Below are 17,235 nucleotides of genomic sequence, written 5' to 3'. Positions count from 1 at the left end.
TTGGGACGATTTTCTTTTAGAGGTAAATTTGTTTAAAACCTTCCGAATTTTAATGTCAGATTGTAAGAAACGTTACTTAAATCAGAGTCAGATAATCCATCTCCTTTCGCGCCAAATGTTTTTCGGTAAGAAACGCCGGGAGCAAATCGCATCCATTTAAGAAGGTTAATCTCCAATTGTACACCAGGCTCGATCACGAAGAAGCAGTTTGCGTTGTGGTCGTCATCGTCCCATTCGTCCGAATCATCAAAATCGTCCCAGTCATTTCGATCATAACGAAGTGTAAATCCCGCACCCGTTGTCATATTGGCCACGAGGTGAACCGCTTTATTGGAGGCAAAAACGTATTCAGTCATAAGGCCAAATTGTCCATATTGATACGTCATTTTCTGATCAGTTGGTTGATTGAAGGAGTAAGGTGCCGGTATATAATTTGTCGTAGCGGCGAGACTTGCTCCGATCAAAAGCTTGCTGTTCACAAACCATCCTCCATAAATTTCCGGCATGTTGGCAAAATCCCCGTTGATCGTTGTGAATTTGTTTGAGATGGCCGCATATCCGCCGGACCTGTTAATGCCATGGCCCTTGAATACGGTCTGAACTTGCTGAGCGAAAGTGCTCGAAGCGGTTAGCATAATTGCCAGAAGTGTAATTTTTGTAAGTTGTGTTTTCATGACCTGGTGTTTTGGTTCTATGACAACCCAAAATTGAAAGGCCCCTATTTTGTCGTTAAAATTTCAAGAAAAAACTGCCGGAGTTTTGTATAGCTCCGGCAGTTTTTGAGATTGAATAATATAAAAACAGGATGTTTTATTCTGCACCATCGGTCATTGCGCGCTGTACGGCATAATTACCAACTTTATGGCCCGTCACCAATCCTTCTTCACAATCAAAGCGGTAGTGGATAAGTCCATAAATTCTAGAAACGGATGCCTCAACAGCCATTGCCTCAAGTTCTTCTTTATTTTTCGGGAAAATATGAGAAAGAATTTCAGCTGCGGCACCGGAGAACATAGAATGGCCGGATGTGTATGAGGGGAAATTTGGCAGCCCAACAGAAGTTTTTACTGCCAGATTCATCTGATTAGGTCGCGGATAATAGTAATAAAATTTAGCATCCCAGCATGCTACGCCGGCATCCTGCATGGCTGTTCCGACCAAAGCGAATGTTCTTGCTGTCCGAACTTCACTGAAATTATTTTGATGTGCCAAAGCCGCAGCTTTGCGATGCCAGTGTCCCGGAGGCGTATAACTACCCACGCCATCTGCCCAATAATTGGCAATACGAGCCTGTTCGCGCGTTTGTTTTTTTGCGATCGAAAGCAATTCGTCCATGTTTTCTTTGAACTCCGGGCTGTCTATTACGGGCGGTGCTTTTGGACGCAAGGCAACTACTGTCGCTGAATTAAAATTCCAGGGCTGAACGAAACCATAAGTTGGCAGCATCGGAGGGCGTGCCGGAAACTCCTGACTTTGCCAGGTTTTAACGATACCTAACTTTACCGCATTGGCAATCATTTCCTGAGTTTTTGCCTGATTGTTTGCAGCACCCATACCATCAGCTTTGGCGCGAGCCATTATTTTCTGTCCGACAGCTTTTCCAAGTGCATCTCCGGCAGTGATATCACTTTCTACATTCATACCTGCCCAAAGACGGCTGTTTTTATGTTCTGCCAGTTTTGCCTCCAGAAAAGGAACTTCACCGGGAAACATCGCTTTTAAAATCTCGAACGATGCGGCAGCTACGACGGCATCTTCGGATGGATAAGTAGGAAGATCGGAAACCGGTAGAACTGCTTTTATAGAAGCGTCTGTCCTGGAAGGAGCCTTGCGGTTATACTTGAATTTATAATTCCAGGCAGATACCAACGCATCATACTGCGCAACGCTAAGATATGCGAGAGCCCTTGCAGTATAAGGTGGGTTTGCGAACGGGAACTTGGGGTCCGCGAGTGGGTTTGCAGCATCAGGAACGGGATATTTCCCTTCCGCATTCGGTGCTGGCGGGTTATTGTAACGCGCCGCCAATTCTCTGGCAATTTCGTTCCAGCGGAATGAAGCACCTGCTCCCCAATAGTTAATGATCTCACGCTGAGCAGCGGTCACTGCTCCAGCGGTTTCCTTAAGTTTGCTCACTTCTGCCAAATATTCCGCGGAAGTCTCTGATTTGGGCTCAGCAACAATAATTTCACCTGACGAAGCCAAAACGATGGTCTTCCAGTTTCCTGCGTTCGCGTCGATGGTTGAGGGTATATTAATTGCCGCAGAAGGCTCATTGACTGATTTACTGCAAGAGAAAATTGTCATGGCAAGAAATAAACTTCCTGTCAATGAAATTACTCCCGGCCAAACTTGTGTTGATTTTATATATTTTTTCATCTGATTTCTATAATAACGGGATTTACTTTTTTGCCGATTTCAAATACGCAAACTGGTATAAAATACCTGCCTGATAGGTCATCGCCTGGCCAACGTTTTCGCCATCAATGACACGCGCAACCCTGACGTTGAAGCCAAGATTTTTCGGTTGAAATTTGCCATAAAAACCAACAGCCGTTGATTTCATATTGTTAGTTGGAAAAGGCATTGCATTGCGGCGGATATTATCACCGTCCGTGCATGCACCATACTCAGCGAATACTTCTGTCTGAAGAAATTTATTGGTATAACCCAAACGTCCGGACAAGTCATACGCATTGGGAACACTTACTTCATTGGTATTGTAAAGTGTCTCACCCATCAGGTAAGAATCACGGTCGATCTTGATCTTACTTCTTAAAATATAACTTCCGAACGCGGTTGCATATATGCCGGTTTTGTGTTTATAACGTACAACAAGCCTTCCCGTAGCTGTCTTGCATTGAAGTCCGATCGACATTGGCATGAAATCGGGAACATAATTGGTAACAGGTATCGAACCGCCAACAACGGCGTTCAGCGAAAGTCCGCCCTGGTTGAAGAAACGATATTTAAGCCACCCGGATACATCCTGAACACCTTTGTTCCACTGTAGATTACCAGCGCTCGCTTGCGTCCAGATATAAGGAAGGCCTACAATGACGTTCAGATTTTTTGTCACGCCCACAGCGAGCATCGCCATCGCCGTTTGCGTCGTTTGTGTTCCAATATTCAGGTTATCTCTCTTGGTAGTGCCCTCCCAATATTTGTCCCAGGCGGTATGATTGTAGGAAAGAGCAAGGCAGGCAGTGCCTTTGTTCATATATATTGCGTCATTAGGCATTTGCGCAAAGGCATAACTTGCCAGAAATGACAAAGTAATTGTCAATGTCAAGAGACGCATTTTTGATTGTATAATTTTCAGCATATAAAATAGGTCAATTAATACCGCAGAATTATCTGCAAGTCAGTAAAAGGAGGTTATTATGGTACAGGCAAGCCTCCATAGAACATTTGTCCAGGGCTTGGAAAGAAAATTTTCGGAATGAAAATTTAGGAAAGAAGGTGGTTTTCGGGCGGCGGTGTTTGCAGCTGTCTAACCCAGAACAAATATTTTATCTGTTCAGATGGGTAATTCGCCATAACTTTTTGTAAAGCTGTCGCCGGCCGAAAAACAGCAAATGCAGTCTGATTTTGAACATAGTTTTTCAAAAGATTATCCAGCATTTTCATAGCCTTATCCTTCGCTTTTTCAGGATTTTCGCTGGCCTGATCGGCCATGGACTGCATTTTATCTGCCAGTTCAAAGAAATGATCACGTGCTGCCTGATTCGATTTGACAGTTACATACAAAGTGTCATTGGTGTGTTTGACATGCGTAGCATTGTAAAACTGACCGTTAGCTTTGATTAATCCTTCAAGTCCGTCGGTATTTTCCCAGTCGGAAGAATAGGGAAGGGATGGCATGTATACTTTTAAAAGCTCATATTCGCCAGCCGATGCAGTAGTTGAAGGAGCTTCATACTTGTTATCAAACAACAAAATAGCCGTAGCGAGCCCAAACATGTTGTAGAGCAACAGCACCAGTAAGCCGATAACAGCAATTTTTTTCAAGTCTCAGGGGAAATGTAAACCAAATGTAATAAATAATTCACTAATTTGATTCGTTCAGTTCAAAAATTTTATACTTAAAATAGAATAATTATTATGATTTTAATCAATATACCAATTGTTCGACAAGTCTGTCTTTTAGCAATTATCTTTGTAATTACTTGTTGCGAATGTTCGGCGCAGGCGAAAACTTTCTCTAAGGAAGATTTTCAAGAATTGGATAACCTGCTGGGTATCTGGAAGACTGAGAAGAAAAATGGGGTTTTATATGAAGCCTGGGTCAAAGTTTCAGACAACGAGCTGCAAGGGAAAAGTTTCAAAATTGCCGGTGCTGATACTATTATTCTGGAAAGAGTGAGACTGGCACAGGATCAAAATTTTCAAATTATCTACGCAGTGCGGGTAGACGGCGAAAATGATGGAAAAGAAACTTTATTTCACCTCTCAAAAGTTACCGATAGTGACTATATTTTTGAAAATCTGAAGCATGACTTTCCAAAAAGGATCGTTTATGTTATCCCGAAAGGTGACGTACTGCACGCTTATATAGAAGGAGAAATTGAAGGTAAAAACCAGCGATCAGATTTTAACTATGCTCGTGTTTTGCAAAAAAAATAAATTATTGCTCATTAGATTTTTCGATTTTTGTTTTTAATATTTAAGAAATAAGCCCTGTCTGATGAAGCGATCGAACATAAACCCTATGCCTGAATTTTTTGACAGGTATATCAATCTGGTTGAAGATATTGACATTTTTGAAGCATTTGAAAAATATGCTCCGGAAAAAGTTTACCAGGAAATTGAAAAATTAATTATGGTAAACGACCAGGTTTACACTCCTGGAAAATGGACTGTCAAAGATATTTTGCAGCATGTGATCGATACTGAAAGAATTATGAGTTACCGTGCGCTGCGTTTTTCAAGAAATGATAATACCGTCCTGCCCGGTTATGAAGAGGACCTATTTGCCGCTAACACGATTGCGAATAAACGTACGATTGAGGATCTAATGGAAGAATTTTCCTTGGTCAGGCAATCGACAGAACTGCTATTCAAAAATATGAGTGATGAAATGATATTAAGAAGCGGCGTGGCATTCAAAAGTGAAATTTCAGCGCTGGCGCTTGGCTTTGTCATTATTGGCCATGCCATGCACCATATGGGCGTTATCCGCGAACGCTACTTTCCGCTTCTGGATCGATAACAAATAGGGCAGCTTCGTTAAAAATGCTGCCCTATTTTTTTAAAATATATCGTCAAATTAACGAAGTAGTTCCAGTGCTTTCTCAACCGAAGTCACGGGCAACTGGCAAGTTTTATTATGACAGATATAAATTGCTGTTTCCTTATTTAACGGCGTTCTGTTTTCTAGCAATGGAAGTGTCGAAGACGTAGTTGTTCCAGCCACTATTTTATTTGGAATAAAAAAGCGGTCAAAATCCTTCCGGATTTCATCAGCTGTTTCTCCAACAATAACAACTTCTACCGTAGGCGTCACGCGCTGACAATAAAGCGCAGCCCAGTTGGTGACCCACTGAACGTCTGTCAAAATCAATCTGCTCATTTTAGAGAGCATCTGATCCGATAATGCTAAATAATCAGCGCGATCCAGCATTTTCCCAAGCACATACAGATTCTGAGCCATAATCGAATTGGAAGCTGGGATAACATTATCAAAAAGCTCCTTTTTCCTGGCGATCAATGCCTCTGCTTCGCTGTCTGTAAAATAGAAGTAACCTTCCGATGTATCAAAAAAGTTGGCAATTGTATAATCAGTAAGCGTTGTAGCCTCTTTAAGCCATTGTTCATCAAAGGTGATCTGATACAATCCCAGGTACCCTTCAACGACCGCAGCATAATCTTCCAAAAATGCAGTAATGCTTGCTCTTCCGTTTTTATAACTATGCCACAGTCTACCGTTTTTGCTCATTTTTTCGGAAATGAAAATTCCTGTCTTTATAGCCAGATTACGGATTTTTTCATCACCAGTTGACTGATATGCTGTCGTCAGGCCTTTGACCAACAGGCCGTTCCAGGAAGCTAAAATTTTATCATCCAACCCGGGCCTGATGCGTGAGGCACGTTCTTCAAGTAATTTTGCTATTACGTTTTTATATTTTTGCTCAAAACCTTCCTCATAAATCCCGGCTGCTTTTGCAGTTTGCGTTACGTAGTTGGTCAAGTGTAGATGATTGTAACCATCCTCCCAATTTCCATGCGCACTAATGTTGTATAATTTCGCAAACCAGTCAAAATCATTTCCCAGAATTTCCTTCAATTCTGCCTTTTTCCATATATAAAATTTCCCCTCAATACCTTCACTATCGGCATCGAGTGCTGAATAAAAACCGCCTTCTGGGCTCAACATTTCTTTTTGCAGCCAGGAAATAGTCTGATGAATTCTTTCAGCATATAACGGATTCTGCGTTAATGCATAACCTTCGGAAAAAATTCCCAGGAGCTGTGCATTGTCATAAAGCATTTTTTCAAAATGCGGAATAAACCACTCATCATCGACGGAATACCTTGCCCAGCCGCCACCGACGTGATCATAGATCCCACCGAGAGCAATTCTGTTCAAAGTCAATTCGATCTGTGCAAGCGCTTCCGGATTTTGTGTAATATCAAAATAACGCAGCAAAAATTTGTAAATGGAAGGCATCGGAAATTTTGGAGCCCGGTCCATTCCACCTTTAACGGTATCAAAATTTTGCTTTAATTTTTCAAATATTTCATCCAGCGCTTCAACCGTATAGGCATCTGATGACGCAGCAAGCCCGTATTTCTCAATGTCAGACCGGACCATATTTTCAACAAATCCCTCTGCTGAACTTGCAAGCTCGTCAAAGTGATTTGTAAAAGCATTGTGGACACTTTTTAAAAGCTGCACCCAGTTTTGCGGTGGGAGATAGGTGACGCCATAAAATGGCTTTGCGTCGGGCAAAAGAAAAACATTTAAGGGCCATCCACCGCGCGTTCCCATAGCCTGGAGAGCGTCCATGTATACAGCATCCACGTCAGGCCGCTCCTCGCGATCGACCTTTATGCAAACGAAATATTCGTTCATGATCTCGGCCACATTGTCGTGCTCGAAACTTTCACGTTCCATCACGTGGCACCAGTGACAGGCCGAATAACCGATACTTACCAAAATCGGTTTGTTTTCTGACCTTGCTTTTTGCAATGCAAGATCGCCCCACGGATACCAATCCACAGGATTATTCGCGTGCTGCAATAAGTATGGGCTGGTTTCCTGGCTAAGACGGTTCATTATCTGGTGATGATTATTTTCTGAGTAATAGTTTTGTTCCGGCTTTTAAAACGGGCAAAATAAAGGCCGGTTGTTAAAGACGGCAATTCAATGGGCTGGTCTGTTTCCCCAACCAATGATTGAAGTGTGCGCTCTAAAATGACCGTGCCATTCTTGTCAAGTAAGGCAAAAGCTACGTCCGTGACGCCATTAATTCCCGTCATCCGGATTTTTGAATCCGATGTTACTGTTGGGTTTGGATATAAAAATGCCTCGGTGATTGTTGGCTCAGTTGACGAATTATCCTGACTGAGGTCGAACTTGCAGAGAAAAACTTCTTTACCTTTCAGCTTTATCGTTTTTACCCAGTTTTGATGTGAAAGCGTTACACTTGTTTCTGCATTGTCGGCAGCGTATGGGTTTTGTGCAGCGATCAAAATATTTCCGTCTTTCACCACACCACGCCATACGGGACGTTTGGAGGTCATAAGATCTCGCGCGGACGTGGGGATCACAAGTTCGTAATTCCCTTCAAACATATCTTTAAATTCAGAAAGCCTATACAGTCCGTAGATAAAATTTTCATATACGGTATAATTCTCGTCACGTGAAGTATCATAGAAGCTGTTTTCCCAAAGCCAGAGCCCTTTTGCTCCTGAAAAAAACGGGAAAATCGCAGTCGCCTGCGCCTGAAATGGCTGAATCAGCGGTACTGTTGGATCGAAGCTGTCATGAATCCGCATCCAGACAAAAGGTATGATCGGCTTGTCGCTCCACGCTTTATTGACTTCTATCTGAAACAATAAATACGTCAGATAATCCTTGCCAATTGGGCTTTCATAACCGTAATAATAATAAGGGGAAGGCGTAAGGCCGTTCATCGCATTATAAAAAGTGCCGCCCAATTTCCCGGAATTATCCTGGGTCAGATAATGCGTTCTGGCCGGATTAGTGGTCCAGTCCTGCCAGCTGTTACTTTCAATATTCAGCCAGGTCGCTCTTACAGGAACATCGCTGTAACTGGTCACTGTGGTTGAAGCATCAAGTCCTTTACTCTGTAAATGATTGATCGCCTCGGTATACCACCAACGAATATCCCGCTTGTAGGTGGATAGAAAATCTGCATCAGACAAATTTCGGTAATTGGCAGGAATGACGGGATTTGCTTTTAATCTTAAAATATCGCGGTCCTCGGTCAGCATTCTTTCAACGTCAAGACAAATCACGTCAGCTTTGGGTACGCCGGTTCCGTACGAGTCGTTGAAAGTATTGGCCATATTGGTCAGATACTGATCCCAAAGCCTTTTGTAAGTGATTGTATCATTTCCCCATGGACTTCTGATTGCATCCATACCCCATGGCTGGTTTTCCGCTATGGTTGCAACACTGTTCCAAAGCATTGCCCTGTTTTTCGCCGGAAGCGTATTTCCTTCATTGCCACTGAACAAAGCCAGATGGCTGAAACCATGTTTCAGGGGAGCAGATTCGGTGTCACCAAAACGGGGTCCGTTATAAATAATCTTGAATGGTAAAGTGAATTCAGGGAACTTACCCCACTCAATTTTATTATTTGTTGTAACCGGTGTATAAATATAAGATGGCTGACAATCCTGCGCAAAACAATGGACTGAGCTGATTATCAATAGTATAATTTTAATGTGTAAATTTTTTGATGACATATTTGTATGGTCTTCGATAAGAATTGATGAAACAAATCGTTAATTTTGCAATACAAGCCGAGGAATAGTTAATTTAATTATTCTAAGATTCCGCGAAGGAATGGCTGGTTTAGCCAAAACTGATACTTTAAAAACGCAAAAATGAATCGATTAATTAATCTTGTTGCCGTATTTGCTATTTTATTTCTGCTAGGTTCTTGCAGTAAAGATAGTGACGATCCTGCGAAGCCGACGGAAAAGAGCAAAATTCTTGTAAATTATCCGTGGCGTATGACTTCGGTTACAGACCTGAATGGGAAGGCAATTGCTGTCTCTCAGCTAAATGAGGAAACCAAAGCGATTGCTGATTATATGGACATTCAGTTTTTGGCCAACAACGTAACAAAGGCGTTGGAACGTAAAACGAGCCAGGTATTGAACGGTGGAACATGGTATCTGCTTGACGATTCAACAACGCTGGATATTGCAGTGAGCGGATTCTCCGGAAAATTTACGGTTGCAGAACTTACCAATAGTAAACTGAGATTGAAAAGAATAATGCCCGTTGGTGGCGTTGACACAGAAACCTATATGGTTTTTGAGCCTGTGATCTAAAACGGTTAATAAAACTGGCCTTTATAAATATTGTAAGAAAAGCGGCGGATTTAATCTGCCGCTTTTCTTATTTTGCATCAAAATTTCTTCTATGCAAAAGAATAACCCCAAGATAATAAATGCCTGGTGTATGTACGACTGGGCCAACTCTGTTCACGCCCTGGTTATCGTTTCGAGTATATTTCCTGTTTATTTTTCCGCGGCAGCCATGAATGCTTCTGCCGGGACGGGAATTGTAAATTTCTTCGGGTTAGCCGTTAAGAGTTCGGTGCTTTTTTCTTACACAGTTTCAGCTTCTTTTTTGTTTACAGCACTTTTAATCCCGGTTTGCACAGCCATTGCAGATTTTACAGGACATAAAAAGAGGTTTATGCAATTCTTTTGTTACCTCGGCGCGATAAGTTGCATGCTGCTGTTTTTCTTTACAAAAGACACGCTTAATTTTTCTGTTTTAATCTTCGCGCTGAGTTTGATAGGATGGAGCGGGAGTATCGTTTTTTATGATTCCTATCTTCCTGAAATTGTTACCGAAGAAAACTTTGACAGGGTAAGCGCAAGAGGATTTTCCATGGGATATTTGGGTAGCGTAATTTTGTTGTTGTTCAATCTGAGTATGGTTCTGGCACCTTCATTTTATGGAATTTCGGATAAGGCAATGCCTGCCCGGATCTCGTTTTTTACGGTGGGCGTTTGGTGGATACTGTTTGCACAGATTCCTTTTCATTATCTTCCGTCAAGTATTCAGGGCAGAAAGCCGGTTAAGAATTGGCTCTTCAATGGGTTTTCCGAGCTAGGTAAAGTTTATGCCGAGCTGAGAAAACAGCCTTATCTTGCTAAGTTCCTGCTTGCATTTTTCGTGTATACCATGGGGTTAAGGACGGTTATGTATGTGGCAACAATTTTCGGCGCCACTGAATTGAAACTTCCTTCTCAAAGCCTGATTATCACTGTGCTGCTGATCCAGCTGGTAGGCATTGCCGGTTCTTATTTGTTTGCATGGATTTCTTCCCGAATCGGGAATATTTATGCGCTAATGATCGGTGTGGCCATTTGGATTTTCATTTGTGCTGGTGCTTATTATACGACAGAAGCCAGTGAATTTTACTTGATTGCCTGCGCCGTAGGCATGGTCATGGGTGGAATTCAATCACTTTCCAGAGCTACCTATTCAAAACTTATTCCGGAAAATACTGTTGATACCGCTTCGTTTTTCAGTTTTTATGACGTGACTGAAAAGTTTGCGATTATGATTGGAACATTCATCTATGGTGCCGTTGAACAGGTCACTGGCAGTATGAGAAACAGTATTCTTGCCTTGCTTTTTATCTTTGTGATCGGCCTGATTCTCCTTTCCAGAATTCCATCGCAAAAAGTTTACAGGTTCGGATTGCAGACAAAAGTTAATTGATATATATTTGGAACCATAATCAGGATGTTAGCTCAGTTGGTTCAGAGTGCCGCCTTGACAGGGCGGAGGTCAGCGGTTCGAGCCCGCTACGTCCTACGGGAATTTCCGTTAAAACTGCGGTGCTTCGGTATCGCAGTTTTTTGTTGTTTAAATCGTTTCAATCTGCTTTCGTGGTAGAAGATGATACGTCAATCACGGGTTCATAATTTACTGTCATGCAGCGACCAACACGCGAACAACTTTTAAATTTTTTTCAATCTGATGTTTTTCCGGCAAGCGGCATCGACTACGACTTTGTAATAAGTCAATTTTACGAGCGATTCGACCCGCAATTCGACCAGCATACATATCATGAAATCGGTATTCATATCGATCGTGTGATCCGTGAGCCTTTTGTCATTGCAGAAGGGGAGGGTCATGAAAATAAAATAACAGTCTATTTTCATTTTCTGAAAAATCCGGATGAAGAATTGTCGTTTATTTTATGGGGAGACGTGGAAGAAAAGCCTTTCTTCACTTCGTCAAAGGAAGAGCTACTGGATTTTTTTATATTCAGGTTCAGAAGATTTCACAAACTTTTGAATCGGTAATAGCTGGCAAATGCCGTCGACAAGTGGTTCAATACTATTTGAAACAGATAAATAATCAATTTCCGGCAACTTGTCGAATTTGGCTTGCCGGTTGTTGAACAGAATCTTTTTTTGCAAATCCTTTCAGTATACAGACCAACGACATGTTTTATTTCAAAGATGCGCACTTAACTGGATAGAATACACGTAGGCGTTTTCGCAATAATAGCTCAGAATATTATTCCTATCTGAATTATTCGTATTTTTGCTTAAACTTATGCTTTCATGTAGAGAGTTTTATACGAAATGGACGAAAACAAAACGGTTCATCTCGCAGATGATGACGAGGATGACAGAATGCTGATGAAAGAGGCTTTGGAGGAAGCTAATCCGGGCGTGAACGTTGTGGAGTCTGAGGATGGTGTAGAGCTTATCGACAATATAAAAAATTCAGACGACCTTACGGATACTGTCGTGGTCCTTGATATGAATATGCCAAAGATGAATGGCATAGAAACGATCCTGGCCATGAAGGCTGATCCGGAGCTCGCAGAGGTTCCCACGGTAATGCTTTCAACGTCTGATAATCCCGAACTTGCCAAAAAAGCACTGGACGCGGGAGCCGATGAGTTTTTAACCAAGCCAAATAATTTCAGGGCACTGATTGATATTGCCAAAAATATCTTCAACAGGTTTTTTAGAAGCGGTTCCAGCCTACTAAATGATTAATAACTTGCGGTTTTTTTACTTCAACATTGAGTCAATTTCTCCCTGACTTCGTCTTCGCATACCGGATAAACGACCTTGGTACAATATTTATCCTCACTCAATACTACTAATAATAATTAAATGTACGTTAAGGAAGTTTTTTCTGTTTGGCGCCTTTTAAAAGGAATTTGGCCTGGTGTGCTCGCTGTTACTGCCTATGCTGCGCTTGTTTTTTACCTTTACCAATATCAAGGCTGGCATTTTCTCATTTTTCCGATCTCTATTATTTCTGTTGTCGGCACGGCTCTTTCGCTTTTGTTAGGTTTCAGAACCAACTCTGCTTACGACCGCTGGTGGGAAGCCCGAAAATCCTGGGGTGCCATTGTCAATGATAGCAGGACGCTGATCCGCCAATCGCTTTCATTTATTAAAACTGAGCCGGAGGAAAAAAAAGCAATTGTTGAAAATATAACGCATCTTCAGATTGCCTGGTGTTATGCGCTATGCAACAGTCTCAGACGCGAATCTGTGCTGATCAATGCGCATTTGCATCTGACAGAACAAGAGCTCGATTACGTATCGCGACACGATAATATTCCCAATGCTATACTTTTTCTGATTCAGGAAAGATTGAATTATGCTTACGACAAGCAATATTTAAGCACACTTTTTTTTCAGAATATCGATGATACATTAAGTCGCTTATGCGATTCGATGGGGCAGTGTGAAAGAATTAAGAATACAATTTTTCCTACGCAGTATAGTTTCTTCGTTCATTTTATCATCTTTCTTTTCACTTTGATTTTGCCGATGGGGCTTATCGAAAGTTTGGGGAGAATAGCCATTCCCATCACTTTCCTGATATCATTTTTGTTCTTTTATGTTGAAGGTATTTCTTACGTTATGCAGAGCCCGTTCGAAGGAAATCACAACGATATCCCGATGACATCGCTTTCAAGAACCATTGAAATCAATCTTTTGCAGCTTATTGATGCACCGCTTATTCCGGATAAGATTTTACCTAAGGATGGTTATGTGATGTAATTCACTCCGAAAATTTTTTGAACGAAATAAAAATCGAAAGCGGTCCAGGATATTCCTGAACCGCTTTCGATTTTTATATGAATGGAGCTCTATCTACCGATTAAGGCTTCAGCGTAGTATAGTAAAGTTGCAATTTTGCACCAGGCTCCACCGTATTTTTTTGATCACCAATAACAAGACGTGTAAGGCTCTGAGAAAACTCGGTCTGTGTTTCAGGAAACGTGCTTGCGCCCAAAGCAGATGTGATAAACAACAATCCGTTTGCGTCGGCAGACTCGCTGGCAAGAATTGAGGTAAATTGTGAACTTACATCAAACTCGTAGTATTCGGTATTCGTGAACAGGTCATTAATATATTTGCCAACAACAGCAGCCGGTTGTGTAGTACCGCCCAGGGTAGACAAGGGAATTGGCTGGCCATTAGATGTTATAAACTGGTTGTTTTTGTCACAATAATAGACGTGTATTGTTGGAGGCGCACCGAAAATACCTTTAACCACGGAGTTTTTGTAAGGTGTAATCCTTAGAAAGGCCCGGTTTGGAACGGAATATTTTACATCTTTTAAGCCTCGCAGCGTGGGAAAATCAGCTCTTGCCATCAGCCCCACACCACCCTGAATAAAAACTTTATTTCCTGACTTTTCAGAAGGCAAGGAAGTTCTGCTGTTGACAGGGAGTGTCGCAAGCTCAGTTCCTGCTCTGTTGGCGAGAATCTGGTTGTATTCAGCTGTTACCTTAAATGTACCAACCGCCTTGTTAACACCGTCCTTTTCTTCTGTATGGTAGTGAAGCTCAACCAGGGTACTGTCACTGCTGGTTTTAAAACCAACTACCGACGCATCGTCCTTCGCATCAGCCATCACAACAAGACCTTTAACGATATTGATCCACTGTTCATTGGTAGTCAAAAGATTCGCAACACTCTGATCAAAAATCTTTTTCCCTAACACATCATCAAGTTTGATCCTGAGTGAGTTAGTTTGGTTTGGCGAAGGCCTAAAACTTTTCTTGCCAATTGGCGTCTCATCAAAAGTCGTTGTGTTATTATTAAAGTAACTGCTTTTAACCAGTATATCAGCCTGGAGTGTATGAACCGAAAAGTTCAGCGTTTTGGTTGTGTCTCCGTAATAATAAGTATCGTACGGAAGCTTCAATACCAGAGAGTCGTAAACTGCTTTTTCAGGGAGGGTGAAAGCGGTAACCAGCGTAGGTTGGAAATACGCAGCAGATTGCATGTTCCCAAAAAACGGGTCAACATACCGTCCGATAAGCATACGGCCAGCACCGCCGGTCATCGTAGAATCCCAGGCAACCGTGGAAAGTTTTACAGTAGTCGTATCAGAAAACAACACCAGAAAATCGTCTGGGTTGGTTTGTTCCAATGCATTAATTTCATCACCTGATTGGCAACCTGATAGTGAAACGCACAAATATAATCCGGCTAGTAAGCTGGAAACCGGCGAAAATAATCCTTTAAAAGAATAATGAGTAAATTTCATTGAGCGCAAGAACAGTAAAAATGCAAAAATATCAGATATAACCCGAATAACAAAAGGAATTAGACAAACAGACAAAATGTGTAGACCAAAAAGAGATGCAACAAAATCGCCGGCTTACACGTATGGTTAAATATTACATCGACAATTTGCATTTAAAGTACATATGAGGAAGATTAATTGTATTGTCATTGATAAAAATAAACACGATTCAACAGTTTTGGGTCAGCATATTAACAGTATTCCATTTTTTAATTTAATTGGCACTTTCGCTTTTTCCGAAGATGCTGCCAGCATCCTTAGAACGCAAAAAGTAGACCTTCTATTTCTTGATATTGAAAATTGTGGTTTGGTCGGCCTTCATGCTCTGAAAAGTTTATCTTACAGTACCCGGGTTATTATTACAACAAATAAGGATATTTTTGCGTTAGAAGCCTTTAACCTGGATGTTTTAGATTACCTTTTAAAACCGATTCCGATAGAACGGTTTTGGAAAGCGGCCGATAAAGCACATGAACTTTTTAGTTTAATTTGCTTTAGGGACGGAAGAAATACTCTTTCAGAAGCCTATTTTGCAAACGCTGAATATTTATTTGTAACCTCAGATTACTCGCTTGTGAAAATTAAATTATCCGATGTGAGTTATATTGAAGGGTTAAAAGATTACCTGAAAATATATTTCGTAAATCAGCCCAATCCGGTCATTACCAGGATGACTATGAAAGGATTGGAAGAAAAACTGCCGAAGAATCTGTTTTTCAGAGTACACAAATCGTACATTGTTTCGATTGATAAAATTGACATAATAAGAAGCCAACGCATCAAAATCGGACAAAATACAGTACCTATCAGTGACGGCTATTATGAAACTTTTAGGCAAAAAGTAAATATATAATTTTTCTAAGCAATTCCAAGATGTTATGTTTGCAGTAGATTTGGTCCGGATGTCTCTTCATCTACACATTCGGTCATCTTATCGCAATTATTTTTTTTATCCTTAGTATACCAACATTTTTGTATTCATTTGTATTAATTAGTCAAACCAGAATTTTTTCCATGTTTAATACCTTAAAAAAGTCATCGTTAACCCTTCTAATTGCTTCGACCGCATTATTCCAATTCGGTTGCGGAGATAGTGCTGATCCAGATTTAGTTGGAAACTGGTATAAAAGAGACGTACCATCTTTCGGAGGTATTCCCCGTTATGGAGCAGTAAGCTTTATGATTAATAACAAAGGTTACATTGGTACAGGATATACCAGAGAAAGCGTTCCAAGAGTAAAAGATTTCTGGCAATATGACGCTGATGGCAAAATATGGTCACAGGTTGCTGAATTCACGGGGGCGGCAAGAAATGATGCAGTTTCATTTGTAGCAGGAGGAAAAGCTTATGTTGGAACAGGTTATGACGGAGTTACCACGGTTGACAACGGATACAAGAAAGATTTCTGGCAATACGATCCCGCAACGAACAAATGGAAAGCAGTAGCTGATTTTGCAGGCGTTCCCCGTCAGTATGCCTCTGCATTCTCAATTGGTGATAAAGGATATGTAGGTCTTGGATACAATGCATCAGGTGTTTATCAGGACTTTTACGAATATAACCCAACAACGGATACCTGGACTGAAGTTGCTACATTCCTTGGTGGGAAAAGAAGAAGTGCAACTGCGTTCACAATCGGTGGAACAGGTTATATAGGTTTCGGGATCAATAACTCGGCTGAAACAGTGAGAGATTTGTATCAATTCGTTCCAGGTGGAACCAGCGGAAAAGGAACCTGGACACAAAAAACTGCCTTTGACGACGACGAAGGTGATTTCCCACCAGTTCGTTCAAATGGTTTTGCGCTTGTAATTAATGAGAAAGCATATGTTGTCGGTGGAACTGCAAATTCGGATTGCTGGGAGTATAACCCAACTTCTGATACCTGGGTTGAAAAAACAAATTTTGAAGGCGGAACACGTGGATATGCAGCAGGTTTCGTGATCAATAATGTTGGTTATTTCGGAACAGGACTTGCAAGTTCTACACCTGTTGATGATTTCTGGGGTTTCAATCCAGACGCAGCCGTAGACGACGACGATAACTAAGAAGTGATCAAAAAGTCAAATATTTTCAGATCTGCTCTGATCTGCACGTGGGCCTTCACTGCCGCAGCTTTTCTTTCTTCCTGTGATGGGAAAAAGAAAAATGCAAGCAGCGAAGGTCTTCGCGATTACAAGGTGTCTGCAATTCAACTTGACAGCACCTGGGGGTACAGGATCACTCAGGATACCGTGCCTGTGATCGAGCAGAAAATTATTCCCGGCTTGCCAGGCAACATCGGGTTTAATTCCAAACAGGAAGCGCTTAAAACAGGTGAACTGGTAGTGAAAAAATTGAATAAAGGAGTATTCCCGCCATCTGTTTCAAGAGAAGAATTGGATAGTTTGGGGATTCAATACCAACACTAACAGCAGATAAAATAATGACCAAAAGC

At 41.4% G+C, this 17,235-nt stretch carries 17 protein-coding genes and 1 tRNA gene; 11 read left to right on the top strand and 7 right to left on the bottom strand.

What is annotated here, in order from left to right; translation table 11 throughout:
• Window positions 1-32: 32 nt before the first annotated feature.
• From AC1XUO_RS22465 to AC1XUO_RS22450, 4 genes are all read right to left on the bottom strand, one after another.
• A complete protein-coding gene (locus AC1XUO_RS22465) occupies window positions 33-674 on the bottom strand; it encodes a hypothetical protein (protein ID WP_483332046.1) in 642 nt (213 codons plus the stop codon).
• 136 nt (window positions 675-810) lie between these two features.
• Window positions 811-2,379: a vanadium-dependent haloperoxidase gene (locus AC1XUO_RS22460; protein ID WP_483332044.1), complete on the bottom strand. Its 1,569-nt coding sequence runs from the start codon at window positions 2,377-2,379 to the stop codon at window positions 811-813.
• 22 nt (window positions 2,380-2,401) lie between these two features.
• Window positions 2,402-3,325: a hypothetical protein gene (locus tag AC1XUO_RS22455; protein ID WP_483332042.1), complete on the bottom strand. Its 924-nt coding sequence runs from the start codon at window positions 3,323-3,325 to the stop codon at window positions 2,402-2,404.
• Between the two features lie 125 nt (window positions 3,326-3,450).
• Window positions 3,451-4,011, bottom strand: coding sequence for a hypothetical protein (locus tag AC1XUO_RS22450; RefSeq protein WP_483332040.1), 561 nt, complete (start codon window positions 4,009-4,011; stop codon window positions 3,451-3,453).
• A gap of 93 nt (window positions 4,012-4,104) precedes the next feature.
• On the opposite strand from AC1XUO_RS22450, the gene AC1XUO_RS22445 reads away from it, so the two are divergent.
• Together AC1XUO_RS22445 and AC1XUO_RS22440 are read left to right on the top strand one after the other, a co-directional pair.
• Window positions 4,105-4,626 (top strand): DUF6265 family protein, encoded by a 522-nt coding sequence (locus tag AC1XUO_RS22445; RefSeq protein ID WP_483332039.1) that lies wholly within the window; start codon window positions 4,105-4,107, stop codon window positions 4,624-4,626.
• A gap of 85 nt (window positions 4,627-4,711) precedes the next feature.
• Entirely contained in the window at window positions 4,712-5,212 is a 501-nt protein-coding gene (locus tag AC1XUO_RS22440) for a DinB family protein (RefSeq protein WP_483332038.1), read from the top strand.
• A 57-nt stretch (window positions 5,213-5,269) separates the two neighbouring features.
• On the opposite strand, the gene AC1XUO_RS22435 is transcribed toward AC1XUO_RS22440, so the two are convergent.
• The gene (locus AC1XUO_RS22435; protein ID WP_483332036.1) at window positions 5,270-7,279 is read right to left on the bottom strand and encodes a thioredoxin domain-containing protein; all 2,010 of its coding nucleotides are present in this window, start codon (window positions 7,277-7,279) and stop codon (window positions 5,270-5,272) included.
• The gene (locus AC1XUO_RS22430) at window positions 7,279-8,901 is read right to left on the bottom strand and encodes a T9SS type A sorting domain-containing protein (protein WP_483332035.1); all 1,623 of its coding nucleotides are present in this window, start codon (window positions 8,899-8,901) and stop codon (window positions 7,279-7,281) included. Before AC1XUO_RS22430 ends, AC1XUO_RS22435 begins: the two co-directional genes overlap by 1 nt.
• A gap of 177 nt (window positions 8,902-9,078) precedes the next feature.
• Between AC1XUO_RS22430 and AC1XUO_RS22425 the strand changes: the two genes are divergently transcribed.
• The 6 genes from AC1XUO_RS22425 (at window position 9,079) to AC1XUO_RS22400 (ending at window position 13,260) form a co-directional block, all read left to right on the top strand.
• Window positions 9,079-9,531: a hypothetical protein gene (locus tag AC1XUO_RS22425; protein ID WP_483332033.1), complete on the top strand. Its 453-nt coding sequence runs from the start codon at window positions 9,079-9,081 to the stop codon at window positions 9,529-9,531.
• 91 nt (window positions 9,532-9,622) lie between these two features.
• The gene (locus AC1XUO_RS22420; protein WP_483332031.1) at window positions 9,623-10,939 is read left to right on the top strand and encodes an MFS transporter; all 1,317 of its coding nucleotides are present in this window, start codon (window positions 9,623-9,625) and stop codon (window positions 10,937-10,939) included.
• Between the two features lie 21 nt (window positions 10,940-10,960).
• Window positions 10,961-11,035: transfer RNA gene (locus AC1XUO_RS22415), tRNA-Val, on the top strand.
• 119 nt (window positions 11,036-11,154) lie between these two features.
• A complete protein-coding gene (locus tag AC1XUO_RS22410; protein ID WP_483332029.1) occupies window positions 11,155-11,529 on the top strand; it encodes a hypothetical protein in 375 nt (124 codons plus the stop codon).
• 285 nt (window positions 11,530-11,814) lie between these two features.
• A complete protein-coding gene (locus AC1XUO_RS22405; protein ID WP_483332027.1) occupies window positions 11,815-12,237 on the top strand; it encodes a response regulator in 423 nt (140 codons plus the stop codon).
• 120 nt (window positions 12,238-12,357) lie between these two features.
• Window positions 12,358-13,260 (top strand): bestrophin family protein, encoded by a 903-nt coding sequence (locus AC1XUO_RS22400; RefSeq protein WP_483332025.1) that lies wholly within the window; start codon window positions 12,358-12,360, stop codon window positions 13,258-13,260.
• Between the two features lie 100 nt (window positions 13,261-13,360).
• On the opposite strand, the gene AC1XUO_RS22395 is transcribed toward AC1XUO_RS22400, so the two are convergent.
• Entirely contained in the window at window positions 13,361-14,758 is a 1,398-nt protein-coding gene (locus AC1XUO_RS22395; RefSeq protein ID WP_483332024.1) for a DUF4270 family protein, read from the bottom strand.
• A 163-nt stretch (window positions 14,759-14,921) separates the two neighbouring features.
• Between AC1XUO_RS22395 and AC1XUO_RS22390 the strand changes: the two genes are divergently transcribed.
• From AC1XUO_RS22390 to AC1XUO_RS22380, 3 genes are all read left to right on the top strand, one after another.
• Window positions 14,922-15,650: a LytR/AlgR family response regulator transcription factor gene (locus AC1XUO_RS22390; protein ID WP_483332023.1), complete on the top strand. Its 729-nt coding sequence runs from the start codon at window positions 14,922-14,924 to the stop codon at window positions 15,648-15,650.
• A gap of 161 nt (window positions 15,651-15,811) precedes the next feature.
• On the top strand, window positions 15,812-16,846 hold the full coding sequence (locus tag AC1XUO_RS22385; RefSeq protein WP_483332021.1) for a Kelch repeat-containing protein: 1,035 nt from the start codon (window positions 15,812-15,814) through the stop codon (window positions 16,844-16,846).
• A gap of 3 nt (window positions 16,847-16,849) precedes the next feature.
• Window positions 16,850-17,209 (top strand): DUF4907 domain-containing protein, encoded by a 360-nt coding sequence (locus tag AC1XUO_RS22380; RefSeq protein WP_483332020.1) that lies wholly within the window; start codon window positions 16,850-16,852, stop codon window positions 17,207-17,209.
• Window positions 17,210-17,235 lie beyond the last annotated feature (26 nt).

It is taken from the genome of Dyadobacter sp. HNCC25DJ186 (assembly GCF_056895235.1).
Note: the sequence above shows the minus strand (reverse complement) of the source record. Positions and strands in the feature narration are given on the sequence as shown.